Source organism: Halorubrum sp. Atlit-26R (genome assembly GCF_003666015.1).
GTDB lineage: Archaea > Halobacteriota > Halobacteria > Halobacteriales > Haloferacaceae > Halorubrum.
The window spans coordinates 47,012-60,737 of the sequence record NZ_QPLT01000011.1; the positions used below are offsets into that span (position 1 = coordinate 47,012).

22 protein-coding genes and 1 tRNA gene are annotated in these 13,726 nt (G+C 66.6%); all 23 read right to left on the reverse strand.

Annotated elements, in window-relative coordinates; genetic code table 11:
* The 23 genes from DVK07_RS12835 to secY all read right to left on the reverse strand — a co-directional run bounded on the left by DVK07_RS12835 (window position 1) and on the right by secY (window position 13,725).
* Window positions 1–1,731 carry a hypothetical protein gene (locus DVK07_RS12835; RefSeq protein ID WP_121597440.1) on the reverse strand — a complete coding sequence of 577 codons (1,731 nt, stop codon included), beginning with the start codon at window positions 1,729–1,731 and terminating at the stop codon, window positions 1–3.
* 255 nt (window positions 1,732–1,986) lie between these two features.
* Window positions 1,987–3,621, reverse strand: a complete 1,635-nt coding sequence (locus DVK07_RS12840) for a hypothetical protein (RefSeq protein WP_121597441.1) — start codon at window positions 3,619–3,621, stop codon at window positions 1,987–1,989.
* 2 nt (window positions 3,622–3,623) lie between these two features.
* Entirely contained in the window at window positions 3,624–4,250 is a 627-nt protein-coding gene (locus DVK07_RS12845; RefSeq protein ID WP_121597442.1) for a hypothetical protein, read from the reverse strand.
* Window positions 4,247–4,558, reverse strand: coding sequence for a capsular biosynthesis protein (locus DVK07_RS12850; RefSeq protein ID WP_121597443.1), 312 nt, complete (start codon window positions 4,556–4,558; stop codon window positions 4,247–4,249). Before DVK07_RS12850 ends, DVK07_RS12845 begins: the two co-directional genes overlap by 4 nt.
* Entirely contained in the window at window positions 4,555–5,214 is a 660-nt protein-coding gene (locus DVK07_RS12855) for a hypothetical protein (RefSeq protein ID WP_199719505.1), read from the reverse strand. The genes DVK07_RS12850 and DVK07_RS12855 overlap by 4 nt, the downstream gene beginning before the upstream one ends.
* A 13-nt stretch (window positions 5,215–5,227) precedes the next feature.
* Window positions 5,228–5,629: a hypothetical protein gene (locus DVK07_RS12860; protein ID WP_121597444.1), complete on the reverse strand. Its 402-nt coding sequence runs from the start codon at window positions 5,627–5,629 to the stop codon at window positions 5,228–5,230.
* Between the two features lie 5 nt (window positions 5,630–5,634).
* Window positions 5,635–5,910, reverse strand: coding sequence for a hypothetical protein (locus DVK07_RS12865; protein WP_121597445.1), 276 nt, complete (start codon window positions 5,908–5,910; stop codon window positions 5,635–5,637).
* On the reverse strand, window positions 5,903–6,214 hold the full coding sequence (locus DVK07_RS12870) for a hypothetical protein (protein WP_121597446.1): 312 nt from the start codon (window positions 6,212–6,214) through the stop codon (window positions 5,903–5,905). The genes DVK07_RS12865 and DVK07_RS12870 overlap by 8 nt, the downstream gene beginning before the upstream one ends.
* 124 nt (window positions 6,215–6,338) lie before the next feature.
* Window positions 6,339–6,497 (reverse strand): hypothetical protein, encoded by a 159-nt coding sequence (locus DVK07_RS23345; RefSeq protein WP_199719507.1) that lies wholly within the window; start codon window positions 6,495–6,497, stop codon window positions 6,339–6,341.
* Window positions 6,497–7,951: a hypothetical protein gene (locus DVK07_RS12875; RefSeq protein ID WP_121597447.1), complete on the reverse strand. Its 1,455-nt coding sequence runs from the start codon at window positions 7,949–7,951 to the stop codon at window positions 6,497–6,499. The genes DVK07_RS23345 and DVK07_RS12875 overlap by 1 nt, the downstream gene beginning before the upstream one ends.
* Before the next feature lie 324 nt (window positions 7,952–8,275).
* Window positions 8,276–8,349 (reverse strand) — tRNA-Phe (locus DVK07_RS12880).
* Window positions 8,340–8,519, reverse strand: a complete 180-nt coding sequence (locus tag DVK07_RS12885) for a hypothetical protein (protein ID WP_121597448.1) — start codon at window positions 8,517–8,519, stop codon at window positions 8,340–8,342. Before DVK07_RS12885 ends, DVK07_RS12880 begins: the two co-directional genes overlap by 10 nt.
* Window positions 8,516–9,085: a peptide ABC transporter substrate-binding protein gene (locus DVK07_RS12890; protein ID WP_199719509.1), complete on the reverse strand. Its 570-nt coding sequence runs from the start codon at window positions 9,083–9,085 to the stop codon at window positions 8,516–8,518. Before DVK07_RS12890 ends, DVK07_RS12885 begins: the two co-directional genes overlap by 4 nt.
* Before the next feature lie 181 nt (window positions 9,086–9,266).
* Entirely contained in the window at window positions 9,267–9,524 is a 258-nt protein-coding gene (locus tag DVK07_RS12895; protein WP_121597450.1) for a MarR family transcriptional regulator, read from the reverse strand.
* Window positions 9,517–9,738 (reverse strand): hypothetical protein, encoded by a 222-nt coding sequence (locus DVK07_RS12900; RefSeq protein WP_121597451.1) that lies wholly within the window; start codon window positions 9,736–9,738, stop codon window positions 9,517–9,519. Before DVK07_RS12900 ends, DVK07_RS12895 begins: the two co-directional genes overlap by 8 nt.
* Window positions 9,735–10,010, reverse strand: coding sequence for a hypothetical protein (locus DVK07_RS12905; protein WP_121597452.1), 276 nt, complete (start codon window positions 10,008–10,010; stop codon window positions 9,735–9,737). Before DVK07_RS12905 ends, DVK07_RS12900 begins: the two co-directional genes overlap by 4 nt.
* Window positions 10,007–10,459, reverse strand: coding sequence for a hypothetical protein (locus tag DVK07_RS12910; RefSeq protein ID WP_121597453.1), 453 nt, complete (start codon window positions 10,457–10,459; stop codon window positions 10,007–10,009). Before DVK07_RS12910 ends, DVK07_RS12905 begins: the two co-directional genes overlap by 4 nt.
* Entirely contained in the window at window positions 10,459–10,803 is a 345-nt protein-coding gene (locus DVK07_RS12915) for a hypothetical protein (protein ID WP_121597454.1), read from the reverse strand. Before DVK07_RS12915 ends, DVK07_RS12910 begins: the two co-directional genes overlap by 1 nt.
* 1 nt (window position 10,804) lies before the next feature.
* On the reverse strand, window positions 10,805–11,044 hold the full coding sequence (locus DVK07_RS12920; RefSeq protein ID WP_147441158.1) for a hypothetical protein: 240 nt from the start codon (window positions 11,042–11,044) through the stop codon (window positions 10,805–10,807).
* Between the two features lie 217 nt (window positions 11,045–11,261).
* Complete coding sequence (locus DVK07_RS12925) at window positions 11,262–11,756, reverse strand: hypothetical protein (RefSeq protein WP_121597456.1); 495 nt, start codon at window positions 11,754–11,756, stop codon at window positions 11,262–11,264.
* Complete coding sequence (locus DVK07_RS22690) at window positions 11,753–11,911, reverse strand: hypothetical protein (protein ID WP_158603155.1); 159 nt, start codon at window positions 11,909–11,911, stop codon at window positions 11,753–11,755. Before DVK07_RS22690 ends, DVK07_RS12925 begins: the two co-directional genes overlap by 4 nt.
* On the reverse strand, window positions 11,908–12,123 hold the full coding sequence (locus DVK07_RS12930; protein ID WP_121597457.1) for a hypothetical protein: 216 nt from the start codon (window positions 12,121–12,123) through the stop codon (window positions 11,908–11,910). The genes DVK07_RS22690 and DVK07_RS12930 overlap by 4 nt, the downstream gene beginning before the upstream one ends.
* 120 nt (window positions 12,124–12,243) lie before the next feature.
* Complete coding sequence (gene secY, locus DVK07_RS12935) at window positions 12,244–13,725, reverse strand: preprotein translocase subunit SecY (protein WP_121597458.1); 1,482 nt, start codon at window positions 13,723–13,725, stop codon at window positions 12,244–12,246.
* Window position 13,726: the final 1 nt, after the last annotated feature.

The following is a 13,726-nucleotide window of genomic DNA, read 5'->3' on the forward strand; positions in this document are numbered from 1 at the left end:
CTAGGAGTCAGAGGGGTCGGAATCGGGTTGGTCAGGATCGGGGCTGTTCGCTTCGTCGCCGTCGTCGGGTGGGTCCGCGGCGCCGGCGTCGGGGGCGGGGTCGCCACCGTCGGCGCCGTCGTCTTCAGGAGGCGGCTCGTCTTCCGGCGCCGTGGTGTCGGGGTCCATCGGTGTGATCTCTTGATCCGGGATCTGGAGCTGCCCGTCTTCGACGGCTACCGCGGTGCCAGTCTGCTTGGCCTTCTCGATGCCCTGGAGGACTTCGAGCGGCGAGAGCGACGCGTCCTCGCTCTCGGGGGCAACGTACGCGAGCTCCCAGTCACAGTGCCCGTCGACGCGCTCGATGAGCTGGCAGAGCGCGTCGAGCGCCTTGTCCTTCGTGTCCTGGTGCGCGCTCGCGACAGCGCTGTTCGTGATCTCGACCTGCGTCCCCTCGGCGTTGAGCCCGCCCGTGTCGGAGAGTTCGTTCTCGAAGGCGTCGGTCACGCCGAACATCGCGCGGATCTGCGACATGAGCCGCTCGACCATCGGCTCGCGCCCGTTGATCCCGGCCGACGTCGACAGGTCGAGGATGTCGATCTCGACGTCATCGGGGCTCCCCTCGTACATGAGCCGGCCCTCCTCCCACGGGTTCTTGCCTTCCTCCTCGGTCAGCGACGCCCGCAGGCTCGACCGGACGTTCTTCCCGTAGGCGACGAGGAACTTGTCCGGAAGCTGTTGGTCGTTCTGCGGGTTGAGGTACTGGAGCTCGTAGTTCCGCGACCACTGGAGGATAGCCTGGAGCTTGATCAGCGGGAGGATCGGCGACCGGCCGTCGAGCCCGTTCAGGATGGGGAAGTGCCGCGCCCAGTCGATCACCTCGTGCGTGAGGAAGAGCCGCTCGACGCCGTCGCTTCGCTGGCTCTTCACCTCCGCGTAGCCGACCTCCTCGAGGCGGGCATGACACTCCGGGCAGACCTCGATCGGGTGGTCGGCACCCTCTTCGAACGTGAGGGCGTCCTCCTCCCAGTACTCCTCGCGGTGGGCGGGACACGTCCACCACCCGCCCTGTCGGTTCTGCTCGTCAAGGACCGGCCGGATGCGACTCGGGTCGGCGTGGACGAGCTCCTCGATCGCGGTCGCCTCCCACCGCCCGGTCGACTCGACCGTCCGGCCTGCGACCTGCGTCTCGCTCTCGACGTGCTGGTAGCGGAGGCGTGCGAGGATCGTCGAGACGCCGTTGAAGGCCTGATAGTCCTCCTCGTACTTCATCAGCGACGCCAGCGACTGCCCGTCGTCGTTGACTGAGGCGAACTGGTTGGTGAGGCGCTCCTTCTGGGCTCGCGACGGCGTCTCGAAGTTGGCCTCTCCACACACCTCGCAGACGTCGCGCTCCTCGTCGTACTCCGTGCCGCAGGTGGTACAGCGGACGGCGAACGCCGGCGTCAGCACCGGGAACTGGTTCCGGTACATCTCGTCGCGGAACCGCTTAACCGTCGTCGCAAGCTCGGTCGAGTTCAGCGTGAACGACTGGAGGTCGATTCGACTCCAGACGCCGCCGCGATCCGAGACGCGCGGGACCGGCCCGACCTCGTCGGTGTGGCTGTCGCCTCGGTCGCCCGAGGCTTGGGGCGTGGTCGGGATCTGCCCGTGGAGCATCTGCTCGACGTCGCCGTCGGGCCAGTCGATCGCGACCAGCTCGCCGCTGTCGTCCTCGCCGAGCGTCGTCGTTCGGGGTTCGTCGTCACTCATAGCGATCGTGTTTCGTGATACTGACGCTGTCCATCGAGTGCTTCCGCCCGCACTGGGCACACCGAGTGACAGTCGGCGGGTCGTCGGCTTTCCGAACCGGGAGCGTGTAGAACGGCCGGCAGTCGGTACACATGAGTTTGTACGCGAACCCGGGCGTCGAGATATGCTCGCAGGCGCGCTTGACGTCGTCTGACTCGGGGTCGAGTGTGCGGTGCTCCGGTCGGGGTGGTGTCGTTGTATCCATGAATTCGTGAATTACCAGTCGAGGTGCTCGAACTCGTCACTCGATGCGTGCTCAACCGAGCCATCAGGGCCACGCGACGCGATCTCGAGGGCGTCGAAGCGGTCGTCGTGAGCCGCATCGGGGAACGGCAGCCACTCCTCGCGGATGAACGACTCCCAGCGCTCGTTCTCCTCGCTCGCGACCTTCACCTTCCCCTGCTGGAAGCGGTTCGCGAGGCGGTGGAGTCGTTGCTCCTTCTCGCCCTCCGAGTTGCTGGGCGTCACCCGGATGTCGACGTTGTCCTCGATCGTGTCGGCGATCTCCTTGCCGTCGAAGTTGCTCTCGACGAGGAGCTCGCCGACCGGGTAGTCCGAGAGGTGGACACCGACGAAGTCCGTCGCCGCTTCCTCCCACATGTACCCGCGGTCACGCCAAACGTCGACGGCGTACTCCTGGTCGTTGTCGCGGTCGTACGCGTAGACCGCGAGCGCCCAGTAGTCGGTCTCGCCGCGCTCCTCGGCGGCGACGTTGTTCGGGTTCGCGAAGTCGAGCCCGGCGTACCACTCCAGTGCCGACCAGTCGTCTCGGGGGATTGGGTCGACGAAGCGGAGCCAGTCGAGATCGAGGACGCGCCCGATGGCCGCCTCGGGGTTCTGCTGGTTCTCCGCGCGCCACAGACCGGCGCTGCCGTCCTTCGAGACAACCTTCGTGAGTAGCGTCTCGGGCGCCTCGAACTCGGGCCACAGCGTCCGGAAGTCGGTGTCGGGTGCCGGCCGGATCCCGTCGTCGATGATCTCGACGTCTGTCGGGACATCCCGGATCGAGTCGTAGACCTCGCCGTCCGTCGCGTGGACCTGATAGGTCTCGTTCTCGATGACGTGCCAGTCGGGCGTCGCTCGCCAGATGCGAGCCGCCCAGCCCGGCCGGGAGACGCCGCGGGCGATACAGCCGTCCCACTCCGGGTTGTTCGTGGACAGGACGTGTTCGCGGTAGACGTCCTCGGGCGTTTTGCGCGTCCCGATGACGATGTTGAGCGACTTGTGCGGGAGACAGGTCGCGCCGGCTTTTGCGGCGACGTTGTCGTAGAACTCCTCGAAGTTCTCCGATATCTGCGACCGGAGCGCTGTCGTCTGATTCGTGAGCGTCGCGATGTCGTCGTAGATGATGACATCGTAGTGCGACCCTGTGTCCGACGTCCGGATAGAGAGCGGTTCGAGCGTCGGCTCGATGTTCTGGGTGCCCGCCTCCAGCTGGAGCGTCGTCTTCGAGGAGTCGTACACCGGGACGCCGTACCGCTCGCACGCCTCCTCGATCGACGCGACGGCCGTCTTCGCCCGCTTGTCGGCGTGCGTCTTCTTGTGGGAGACGATCGCCATCCGGATGCTCGGGAAGTTGACCGCGAGCCACGCCGGCGCGACGTTGATGGTCGACACCGTCTTCGCGTAGTTGCGCGGCCCCAGCAGCGCGAGGTTCTTCGGCGTGTGCGGCTTGTACACCGCCTCCCAGATGTGCTGGTACCAGTCGCGCAGGTGCTTCGGCGGCGCGAGGATCCCGTCCGTCCCGAGGTGTCGGATCGAGAACGGGAGCGGGTGAGCGGTCGGGCGCTCCTCGACCAGCCGAGCGATCGACGTCGACGCGGTCGTGCCTGTCTCCGTCTCCGCGGACATGGTCACTGAACCTCGCGCATCTCGTGGCGACACCAGTCGTGGACGACGTGTGCGCTCGACGGCGGGTCCTCGACGAACCGCCGCTTCGCCTCCTGCATCAGCTCGACGACCTCGTGATACGGCAGCCCCTTCTCGGGGATCTGGTCGCGGATCCACTGACACGCCGGGTGGTCCGCCTCGGGACCGGCCCACCGGAAGCGCCGGCCGGCGAGTCGCTCCTGGCGGTAGCCACGCATCCGGGCCTGGAGGACGAGCTGGTTCAGGTGCTGGCGGGCGGTCTTGAACGCCCAGCCCGGGTTGATGTCAAACCGGGCGGCCATCGCCTCCGAGATGGAGTAGATGTCCCACGGCTCAGCGTCGAGCTCGTCGATCCAGAACTCGCGGTACTCGCTCTGCCGGATCGCCTCCTGGTCGTCGGGCGTCGACGGCGGGTCGAGCGCGAACTCACGCCGGGCGACGGTGACGATGTTGTTCCGGACGAAGTCGGGGATGTCCTGCGAGCGGGCGAAGTCCGGCTGCTGGTTCTCGTACTTTCCGAACCGGCCCTTGCGATCGACGTCGTCGGGGATGTCGTCGACGTGGTCGGCGTCGTGGAGACGGGCCGCGACGTGGAGGGCGAGCGGGGTCATCTCTCCGTGACCTCCGACGGGCGGACCGCCTTGTCGTCGATGTACACGTCGCCCGAGCCCTTGTCGCAGCGGAGCGCGTGCCAGCGGACGCCCCACTCGGTCAGGTGCGCCGCGATGCGGCCGGCCTCGCTCCACGGGCGCGCCGTCCAGACGACGACCGTGGCGCCGTCGTAGTAGCGCTCGTTGACCGCGTCGATGACGTCCTCGTCGGGGTCGGGCCGCTCGCCGTCCCAGTACGCGACGTCGTCGGTAGTCAGCGTGTTGTCGAAGTCGACGAACACGCGGTCGGCGTTATCCGGGTCGGTCATGCCTTCAGGTCCTCTTCGAGGTCGTCGATCATCTCACGAGTCGCCTCGTCGAGGCCGTGGCTGTGGTCGTGGTCGACCTGCCCGTCGACGTTGACGTCGAGTTCGTCGGCGCCGAGCAGTCCCATCTCCTTCAGCCACTTGCGGTCCTCCTTCCGGAGGCGCTGCTGCGTCTTCACGACGACCGACTCCTTGTAGCGCACCTCTTCGCGGAACTCGTTCTGGGAGGCTTTCACCCGCGTCTCCCGGTCGACGAGTGCGTTTCCGGAGTCGAGCGATTCGGGGCGGTGAGCCGCCCAGTTGTCCGAGTGGATCACCTTGATGTGGTTGATCGCGATCTCCGACAGCCGCGCTTTCTCGCCGGCGACGGGCTCTCCGTTGACCTCGCGGAACTTCTCGACGTAGCCGTCGTAGATGTCGTCGCAGAGGTTGCGAAGCGCGTCGTCGATGACATCCTGGTAGAAGCGGTTGCTCTCGACGTACAGCGCGTGGGTGACGGCGTTCGTGTTGTCTTCGGGGGCACCGCCGGGATCGCCGACATCTCCGCCGGCGCCGCCGTGGAACTTACACGGCCCCGAGTCGTTGTCGGTGCCCCAGCCGGCGTCGAGGCCGCAGGGTTCACCCTCGTTGTTCGTGCCGGGACAGGTATCGTCGCTCATGAGGGGTTGTTTTTCAGGAGTGGAGGCCGACCGCCTGGAGGGCGGTTTGTGTTCTATTCGACGGGGTGTAGCCGGTGATGAACGCTCGGTGTCGCGCCTGGTCCCACGGGACGTCGGCGCCGTCGTCGGGCGTCGAGAGCGAGAGGTCGACGATAGCGCCGTCGTCACTTCGGCGGAGGAACCAGTGGGCGCCATCGTACGCCGGATTGACTTCGCTCCAGTCGAGTCGGTAGACGTCGAAAGAGTCCTGCCCGCCAGCGGCGTGGAAGTACGCCTCAGCAAGTAGGTAGCACGCGCCTTGGACAGGGTCCGTGTCCTCGTACTCGTACGCGTCCTTTCGGACGGCGGGGTTGTCTCGGACGTACTGCCGAAGGGCAGCGGCGGTCTCGTCCGGTTCGACGAGGATGTCCGGCATGGCCGTTAGTCTCGGTCGGGAGCGCCATCGAGGAACCGGACGGTCGTGCGGCCGTCGTGGCCGTGGATCTCCTCGGTCGCCACGAGGCCGTCCGGCGCGGGCTTGAACGCACACCCGTTCGCGTCCGTCTCGAGGCCGTCGTTGTCGGCGTTGCGCCACTGCATGTGGACAGCGCCGTCCGGGTACTCGACGCCGACGGCGACGACGCCCGTTCCCGAGGTTTCGGACACGTCCTCCTCGCGGACGAGCTCGAACCGTCGCGGGACGTGGTCGTCAGTCATCGGTATCGGACTCGGTCTGGATCTCGTTGTACGCTTGGAGGAGCGCGAGGTAGTCGCCGAGCTCGAGGCCGTTGTACGCGCCGACCACTGCGAGCGCGAAAACTGTGATCACCGTCGGATCGCCGCCGAGGTACAGCGCGTAGATCCAGCCGGCGATGAGGCCGACGTTGACGACGATCGCCCGGATGATCTTGAGGGCCTTCAGCATCGGTAGCTTCTCATCGTCCTCTTGGAGCGTGGTCTTGTACTCGTCGACGACGTCGTCCCGGCAGTACCACGGCCGAGCAGGTGCGTGTGGAGTCATGAGACATCCATCAGGGGATGGCAGTCGCACGGACTCGCGGAGCTGTACGAACACCCGCACTCCGGGCAGCGGTTCGGTCGGTAGGTCGACGGTCGCGGTGGGTATGATCTGGACATGATCTAGCCTAGCGGTAGTCCCGGAGGTCCAGCGGATCGTCCATCGCGAGCCACGCCCCTCGCGACGAGGCGTCGTAGAACGCGAGCGGGCTCGCCTCGCCCTCGGTCGTGACGACGGACACCGTGTCCGTGTCGAACTGGTGCGAGGCAGTGGGGTCCTGGTGCATCATGTAGACTGGAACGCGCGGTCGTCGATGGGGTAGAAGCCGGTCATCCCGGCGTCGCTCACACCGTGACACGAGGCGACCGACTGGAACCGGGACGGGACGCCGACGCCGAGCCGCTCGACGAACTCCCCGCTCGGCTTGGGACTGCCGGTCGTCACGATCGGCGGGCCGTCCCAGGGGATCATCCCGGAGACGTGGTGGTGGCCGATGTACGCGAGGTCGAACTCGTGGTCCATCAGCGTCGAGAGCCACTCCTTGAGGCGCGCCGACGTCGACGCCTGCGGGTCACGGTCCTGCCCGTGTCGGAGGTGGCCGGTGAGCTTCCCGCCACGGAGGTCGAAGTTCCGGTAGGCGCGCGCCTCGCCGATCTTCATCGCGACGTTCTCGAACTCCCCGTGTCGGCGCCGGAGGGCGGCGACCGTGTTCCGCAGGTTCTTGTACGTGATCAGGTCAGCGTTCGCCTGCTTCGAGGTGCCGTCCGCCCGGATGTCGCCGTGGTTGCCGATCTGGCAGACGATGACGACCTCGTCGAAGCGCTCGGCGTAGGCGTCGACCAGTCGGAGGAGCGGGTCGTGGAGCAGGTCGATCTGCTCGTCCATGAACGCCTGGACGTCGCCGTTCGCGAGCTGGCCCTCGTAGATGCCCTCGCCGGTGACGAGGTCGCCGCCGAGGAGGACGTACGCCGTGTCGTACGTGGCATCGTGGACGTCGGCAAGGTGGAGCGACCGGCGCGTCGCGTAGTCGATGACGTCCGGGATGAGGTCGGGCTCGTAGACGACGGTGCCGTCGTCCTGCCGGACGAAGTCGCCGGCGTGGACGTCGGTCAGGTGGAGTACCCAGTCCTCGTTGTCCGGGTGCGTGTCGTACTGCGTCGTCGACGGGACGTCGTCGAGTCCCTTGTACTCGCGGACGAGCTCGTTGTGTCGCTGCTCCCACCAGCGGTTCGCCTTCCGCGTCCGGGTGCCGATGTGTTCCGAGCTCCGGAGCGTCGAGTCGCCCTCGATCGCGACGTGGTCCGCGGACTCGTCGACGTACACCTGCCAGCCGCGCTCGCGCAGGTCGCGGAGCCGCTGCGTGATGACGCCCGGCCGTTCGTCGAGGTCCTCAGCCAGTGCGTCGATGTCGTCGACGCCGGTCTGGAGTTCGCGGGCGATGACGCGCTCGTCCTCGTTGAGCTTCGATGGATCAGGGTCGACGTCGGCGACGGGCGTGTCCGAAAGGTCCGGGAACGTGGTGTCCTCGTCGTCCTCTAGGTCGCCCGAGTCGTCGGCACGCGACCAGATGTGCGTCGCCTCGTCGTAGTCGAGTTCGACGCCTTTCTCCTGGACGTTCTCACGGTGGTCGCGAACGCTCCGTGAGGCGATGCCCATCTTCTCGGCGATCTCGCTCGTGGTCGCCGGGAGCGCGTTCAGGAACTCGCGTTGCCGGTCGGTGAACTCGGGTGTATCGTCCATCTGGAGTGGAAACGGAGGGGTATGTCACTGCGTGTCGAACGGCCGCGCGGGGAGTCGAACCCCGGACAGGGTGGCCCCGTAGAGGGCTTGGGTCTCGCCACTCCCAATAGGGGCGTCTGTCACCTCCACAGGCACGGCAAGGCGGCCGGACTTGGTGGGTTTGAACGGATGGAACGATCGACGCGAAGCTCCTCACGTTCGTGACGTAGCACACGATCTCGCCGAGACGGCGATTGTGCCGGCCGCTCGTGTGTCTCAGCACTCCCTCGGGCGCGTGACCTGACCTCCGTGGAGGAAAGCCGTGGAGATCACGCCCTCGGGAGATGGATCGACTCGGATTCGAACCGAGGCATGCCAGCGCTTCAGGCCGGTGCTCTCCCAGACTGAGCTATCGATCCGGGTCGGCCGCTTCGGACTCCGTGACGCGGTAGGTGAGTCCGTCGACATCGACGGTCAGTATCCCATCGGGGCCGGAGACGTCGCCGGCGGGCTCGAAGTCGACCGCGGTACCCTCGAGCTCGCGACCGGCGAAGTCGAACGCCACCCGGCCGTAGCCGGCGGCGCTCATGCGGGGGCCTCCCGCCGGGTGTCCTGTCCGGCGTCGCCCTGGTTGATCGACGCGACGATCGCCGCCTTGGTTGCCTCGCCGAGGCAGTCGTCGACGTGTTCGCCGTCGCGACGGCGCCGGAGTGCCTCCCGGGCGAGCGTCTGCCGGTCGAGGGTGACACCCTTGTGTTCGAGCGTCCGGATCGTGTTCTGGACCAGCTCACGAAACTTCGACATGGAGACCTCGCGCTCTTGGCACGGAGTCACTGCGGGCTCGTCGACATCGTCGAACCAACCGAGCGCGGTCGCGAGCTCGTGCGTGTTGGTCCGGTGGTCGTCCCAGTACCGGTCCCACGGCGACTCGGTGCCGCAGCGGTCGCAGAACGTCCCTTGCTGCTCGCCGACAGTCTTGGCGGGGCCGTAGTCGACTACGGTGTGATCACGGTGGCGCTCGTGGTGCGTTTCGTACTCTCGGGTGATCCCGCCACGCGCCGGGTCCTGCCGCTCGACGCGGATGACCCTGTGACAGGAGTTACACACGTCCGATGCGTCGAGCAGGTGCTCGTGGTAGGCAGGTTGCTCAGGCATAGTTACAGAAAACTCACGACCGACCGTCTCTCCGGCCCTGTCGTATCGCGGTGAGTGTGGTGCCGTCATCGGCCCGATCGCCTCTGGTGCTGGCACTCTACCGCGCCCGTCGCCGGGCTGTCGTCACCAGTGTGTTGCTTGGCCACAGGCTTAAGTGGTCCATCGACCGCCATTTTGTCGGTCACCCGTCGACCTCCCACTCGGACGACGGCGGGTCGGTATGGCGCGGGGAACACGAGACGAGATCCTCATCGTGAAGCTGCCGGAGAGCTCGAAGGATCGACCGCTCCGGTCGGGCCATCTGGTAGGTCAGCTGGCGGAGGGTCCGCGGACCGTCGGCGTTGTAGAGCTCGAGGTAGACGAGTGATGCTGTCGGCGGGAGATCGGCGAGACACTCTCGGGTGCGCCGGTCGAGGTCGCCGAGGGCAGCGTCACCCATCTGCGTACTCCTCCAGTGTCGTCGGCGAGCCTGTCTCGCCGTTGTAGTCCTCGGGCGTCTCCCCATCGCGGAGCAGCGCGACGACCTCGTCGTAGTCCTCTGGCCGACGCCCGACGATCTCCTCGAACTCGTTGCGGTGCTTCCGCCCGTGCGAGGACATCCCGGCCGGGCTCTTCGTCGAGAAGTCGCAGATTCGGCAGCCGTACCTCGTCATCGGCGATCATCCTCCTCAAGGCACTCCCCGAGGCGCTCGTACAGCGACTCCGCAGCGTCGCGGTTGAGTGAGACGTGCTGCGAGCAGTCGCGACCGGCGTACTCGAACCGAGCAGTTAGTTCGACACAGAATCCCCCGCCGGGGACGAGCTGAGTTTTGAGTTCGACATCGTCGTGGTCGTGGACGTCCATCTCGATCTCGGCCGGCTCGATCTGGATGAAGAAGCGGTCCGGGTCGGGATGCTCGACAAAGCGCTCGACGTCGTCGCTCATCGACTCGCCTCCACGGTCGCGCCCTCTTGTCTGCTCCACGAGACCGCCTCGCCGTCCTCGTCGACAAGCACCGCCACCGATTCGGCGTCGTGCTCGGCGGCCGCCTCCCGGCGTTCCGCCGGCGTCATCCCGGCCTGTGCGAGGCCCTCGCCATTCGCTTCGAGGTAGCGTTCGCGCTGCGCGAGTGCGTGGAGAACGCGTTCGCGAGGCTCGCGGTCGTTGATCGACGCGAGTCGGCGCTCCATCGCGACCCAGTAGCGGGCGAGCGAGGTCGACTCGATCCCGCGGATGCGAGCGAAGATGAACTCGCCGGACGTCCCGGCACCGCTGTCGGCGTGGATGTCTTCCTGGAGGAACCGCGCCGGGTTCTCGCCGTACCGCTCGGAGAGCTCGGGAGACGGGTCGGGTGTCTCCGCTGCCTGCTCGTTGTGCTGTCCGGACGCCGGCATCAGCTCTCACCCTCCAAGTCGACGTCGGCGAGGCTGTCGTGGACGCTCGGGTCGAAGTTCCGAGCCCGCTCGTACAGCTCGTTGTCATGGGACTCCGGGAGATCGGGACCGATCACGCAGCCCTTACACGGGGCGATCTCGCGGTCCTGCGCCTCCCGCCGAGTGACGCGCTCAGGCCCTGACCGGTAGCCGGCGTCGTCGGCGTTGAAACACGGGTCGTCGGCGTCGTGATAGACTCGACGCGTGCCTCCCGTCGACCGCTTGAGCAGTACCGTCTCGTCGAGAGGGCCGTCGTCCTTCTCGATCCGCGCGGCAACCTCGGCGTCCGACATCGCGCCGCCCATCTTAGATCACCTCGACACGCTCGGCGTCCGTGTCGAGCGGCTGGTCGTCATCTTCGACGTCGACGATGACGCGCGTCGCGAGTGTCTCCTCGCCCACCTGGACATCGCGTGTCCCGCGGACGATCCCGGGCGTGGTCGTGCCGTCGAGGCGGGTCACCCCGACGGCCATCCCAGCGAGCCCGACGTCGTCGGGGTAGTCGTCTGTGCCGTCCGTCTCGGTCGTGCCGTCTGTCTCTGACATCGGTGGCGTGATCTCGGTGTCAGCGACCGGCACCGAACGAGGGTGCTTTCACGGCGTGAATAACGGGTTCGGCTGCGTTCAGCCGGCTCCGACCCGTTCCACTCCGTTCCACTCTCGTCGTACCCGTCGCTAACGCTTCCTTACTTACACACTACACTACAACGGAAGTTGGAGATAAACCAACGGAGGTGGGATAGTGGAGTGGTAGCGCGGCATCTCAGCGACCCTCCTCCGTGGAACGGTTATTCACGGCGTGAAAGCGTTCGAGATCGTTCACGCCGTCGAGATTCACGCGAACTCGTTTCTGACCACCCTCGCCGCTGGGTCGGTCGTACGCGAAGCCGTCCATGTCGGCCGCGCGCTCCATCAGGTCGTAGCAGTGGCCGGCCGACGGGTGACCGTCGAAGAGCCACTTGACGTCGTCGTAGTGGAGCGCTGCGCGACCGCCACGCTTCTCGGCCTCCTCGACGAGGGCCGACCGCACGCGGCTCACCTTCTGCGGCTTCGTCAGCTGCTGGTACTCGGTCGCTCCGGGATCGGGGTCAACGAGTTCCTGGAGCTCGGCAACCTCCTCGCGAAGGCGCCGGTTCTCCTCGACGACCTCGTGGACAGCGTCGACGATGTTGTCGTAGTCTTCGGGGTCACCGGACGCAAGGCCGTAGATGAGCTGCCGGATGGCGGCGTGGTCGAGTGCCTCCGAGGCCTCGCTCATCGCGAACGCACCCCCATCGACCGCTTCGCGACCACGAACGCGTCGAGCGCGACGTGGTCGCACGTGAGACACTCGATCGACCCATCGGCGAGCTCACGACCAGCGAGGGCACCGCACCGCGGGCAGGGTTCCTCGCGGTCGACGATCCCCGTCACGGGACACGCACCTCCGCTTCGGCGCCGTCACCGACGTGGTACACCTCGCCGCGTCGGTCGAGCGTGTCGAGCTGCTCGACGATGCGGTCACGCTCGACGTCGAGTTCGACCTCCGCACCTTCAATGAGGTCGTTGCGGGTAACTCCGGGATCCGACCGCCGGACGATCTCCTTGAGCGTCGTCTGTATCTGCGCCGCGTAGACGACCGCCATCAGGCCGTCACCCCCGTAGCTGCCGCTGAGGGTACGGGATCAGGATGTCCGGCAGCCGCTCGCCGGTTTGCTAAGAAAGAAGGAAACGGCGTTAGCGGGCCTAAGGCCCGCACATATCCGCTATTCTGAACCGAACATCTGGCGCATCATCGGATGCATCTCCATCAGCTGCTCTTCGGCGATCTCCTCGTACAGCTTGTACGTGATAGAGACCGCAAGCAGCAGCCCGGTTCCGGAGACCTGGCCGATGGTGCCGAGCAGGTTCGCCATCACGGCGAGCAGCCCGACGAGGGCGCCGCCGATGACGGTCACCTGCGGGATGTACCGCTCCATGACCTTCTCGACGACCTGCGGATTCCGGCGGAACCCGGGGATCTGCATCCCGGAGTTCTGGATCTGCTTCGCGGTCGCCTCCGGCCCCATGCCGGTCGTCTCGACCCAGAAGATCGCGAAGATGGCGCCGCCGACGATCATGAACGAGAGGTCGACGGCGAGCCGGACCGCGATCATCCACGGTTCGACCGACGCCGGGATCTCGCCGAGGAACCACATCCACTGCTCGCGGCTCTGAATGGGGTTCAGGTAGTAGAACAGCCCGGAGATGGGCTGTCCCTGCTCGCTGTACTCGCCGAGGAACGCCGGCATCCCCGCCCACTGCGAGGAGAGGATCTGGCCGAGGAACTGGATGTTCGCCTGCAGCGCGCGAACGAGGATCATCGGCAGGACGGACGCGTAGATGAGCTTCACCGGGAAGCGTCCGCGAGCGCCCTTCACGCGGGCGTGCGACAGCGGGATCTCGACGCGGACCGACTCCGCGTACACGACGATCCCGAAGATGAACACCGTGGTGAAAAGCGCCAGAATGCTACCCGGATCGAACAGCAGGTTCTGGAGCCCCTCCGCCGTGAACGGCGACAGCGAGGCCGGCACGTCGCCGACGATGACGCCGTACCAGCTCGCGAAGAAGCCGGACGCGCCGAGCGCGGAGAAGCTGAAGAAGCCGCCGACGATCTGCTGGCTCACCGACGCGATGATGAACAGCCCGACACCGGAGCCGACCCCCCACTTGCTCACGATCTCGTCCATGAACAGGATGAGGATGCCGCCGACGAAGATCTGCGCGAAGATCAGCACCTGCACGCCGAACGTGCCGATGCCGAGCGCGTCACCGACGGCGGGGTCGGCCGGAAGGAAGCTCCCGGTGAACACCATCGGCGCCGCCGTCAGCGCCGAGACGATGATCACCAGCAGCTTCTGGAGGCCCTGATAGAGGACCTGGTCACGCGGGTCGTTCTCCGTGTCGAGCCCGAGGAGGTTCGCACCGCCCAACAGTTGGAGGACGATGGACGCCGTGACGATCGGCCCGATACCGACCTGTAACAGCGACCCGGACGAGCCGGCGAGCACCGACCGGAACTGCCCGAAGAAGTCCGACCCCTGCCCGACCGCCAACCCGAACGGGTTGATGTTGGTCAGGAAGAAGTAGACGATCAGGATGCCGGCCGTCCACGTGAGCTTCCGCTTGAACGGGACGTGCCCCGCGGGCCGCTCCACGACGGGCATCCGCGAGAGCACCGGTTCGGCGGCCTCCTTCCAGCTCATG

Coding starts and splice junctions, on each gene's coding strand:
- DVK07_RS12835 (WP_121597440.1), bottom strand. CDS start 1,731: ATGAGTGACGACGAACCCCGAACGACGACGCTCGGCGAGGACGACAGC.
- DVK07_RS12840 (WP_121597441.1), bottom strand. CDS start 3,621: ATGTCCGCGGAGACGGAGACAGGCACGACCGCGTCGACGTCGATCGCT.
- DVK07_RS12845 (WP_121597442.1), bottom strand. CDS start 4,250: ATGACCCCGCTCGCCCTCCACGTCGCGGCCCGTCTCCACGACGCCGAC.
- DVK07_RS12850 (WP_121597443.1), bottom strand. CDS start 4,558: ATGACCGACCCGGATAACGCCGACCGCGTGTTCGTCGACTTCGACAAC.
- DVK07_RS12855 (WP_199719505.1), bottom strand. CDS start 5,214: ATGAGCGACGATACCTGTCCCGGCACGAACAACGAGGGTGAACCCTGC.
- DVK07_RS12860 (WP_121597444.1), bottom strand. CDS start 5,629: ATGCCGGACATCCTCGTCGAACCGGACGAGACCGCCGCTGCCCTTCGG.
- DVK07_RS12865 (WP_121597445.1), bottom strand. CDS start 5,910: ATGACTGACGACCACGTCCCGCGACGGTTCGAGCTCGTCCGCGAGGAG.
- DVK07_RS12870 (WP_121597446.1), bottom strand. CDS start 6,214: ATGACTCCACACGCACCTGCTCGGCCGTGGTACTGCCGGGACGACGTC.
- DVK07_RS23345 (WP_199719507.1), bottom strand. CDS start 6,497: ATGCACCAGGACCCCACTGCCTCGCACCAGTTCGACACGGACACGGTG.
- DVK07_RS12875 (WP_121597447.1), bottom strand. CDS start 7,951: ATGGACGATACACCCGAGTTCACCGACCGGCAACGCGAGTTCCTGAAC.
- DVK07_RS12885 (WP_121597448.1), bottom strand. CDS start 8,519: ATGAGCGCCGCCGGCTACGGCCGGGTGGCGTTCGACTTCGCCGGTCGC.
- DVK07_RS12890 (WP_199719509.1), bottom strand. CDS start 9,085: ATGCCTGAGCAACCTGCCTACCACGAGCACCTGCTCGACGCATCGGAC.
- DVK07_RS12895 (WP_121597450.1), bottom strand. CDS start 9,524: ATGGGTGACGCTGCCCTCGGCGACCTCGACCGGCGCACCCGAGAGTGT.
- DVK07_RS12900 (WP_121597451.1), bottom strand. CDS start 9,738: ATGACGAGGTACGGCTGCCGAATCTGCGACTTCTCGACGAAGAGCCCG.
- DVK07_RS12905 (WP_121597452.1), bottom strand. CDS start 10,010: ATGAGCGACGACGTCGAGCGCTTTGTCGAGCATCCCGACCCGGACCGC.
- DVK07_RS12910 (WP_121597453.1), bottom strand. CDS start 10,459: ATGCCGGCGTCCGGACAGCACAACGAGCAGGCAGCGGAGACACCCGAC.
- DVK07_RS12915 (WP_121597454.1), bottom strand. CDS start 10,803: ATGGGCGGCGCGATGTCGGACGCCGAGGTTGCCGCGCGGATCGAGAAG.
- DVK07_RS12920 (WP_147441158.1), bottom strand. CDS start 11,044: ATGTCAGAGACAGACGGCACGACCGAGACGGACGGCACAGACGACTAC.
- DVK07_RS12925 (WP_121597456.1), bottom strand. CDS start 11,756: ATGAGCGAGGCCTCGGAGGCACTCGACCACGCCGCCATCCGGCAGCTC.
- DVK07_RS12930 (WP_121597457.1), bottom strand. CDS start 12,123: ATGGCGGTCGTCTACGCGGCGCAGATACAGACGACGCTCAAGGAGATC.
- secY (WP_121597458.1), bottom strand. CDS start 13,725: ATGAGCTGGAAGGAGGCCGCCGAACCGGTGCTCTCGCGGATGCCCGTC.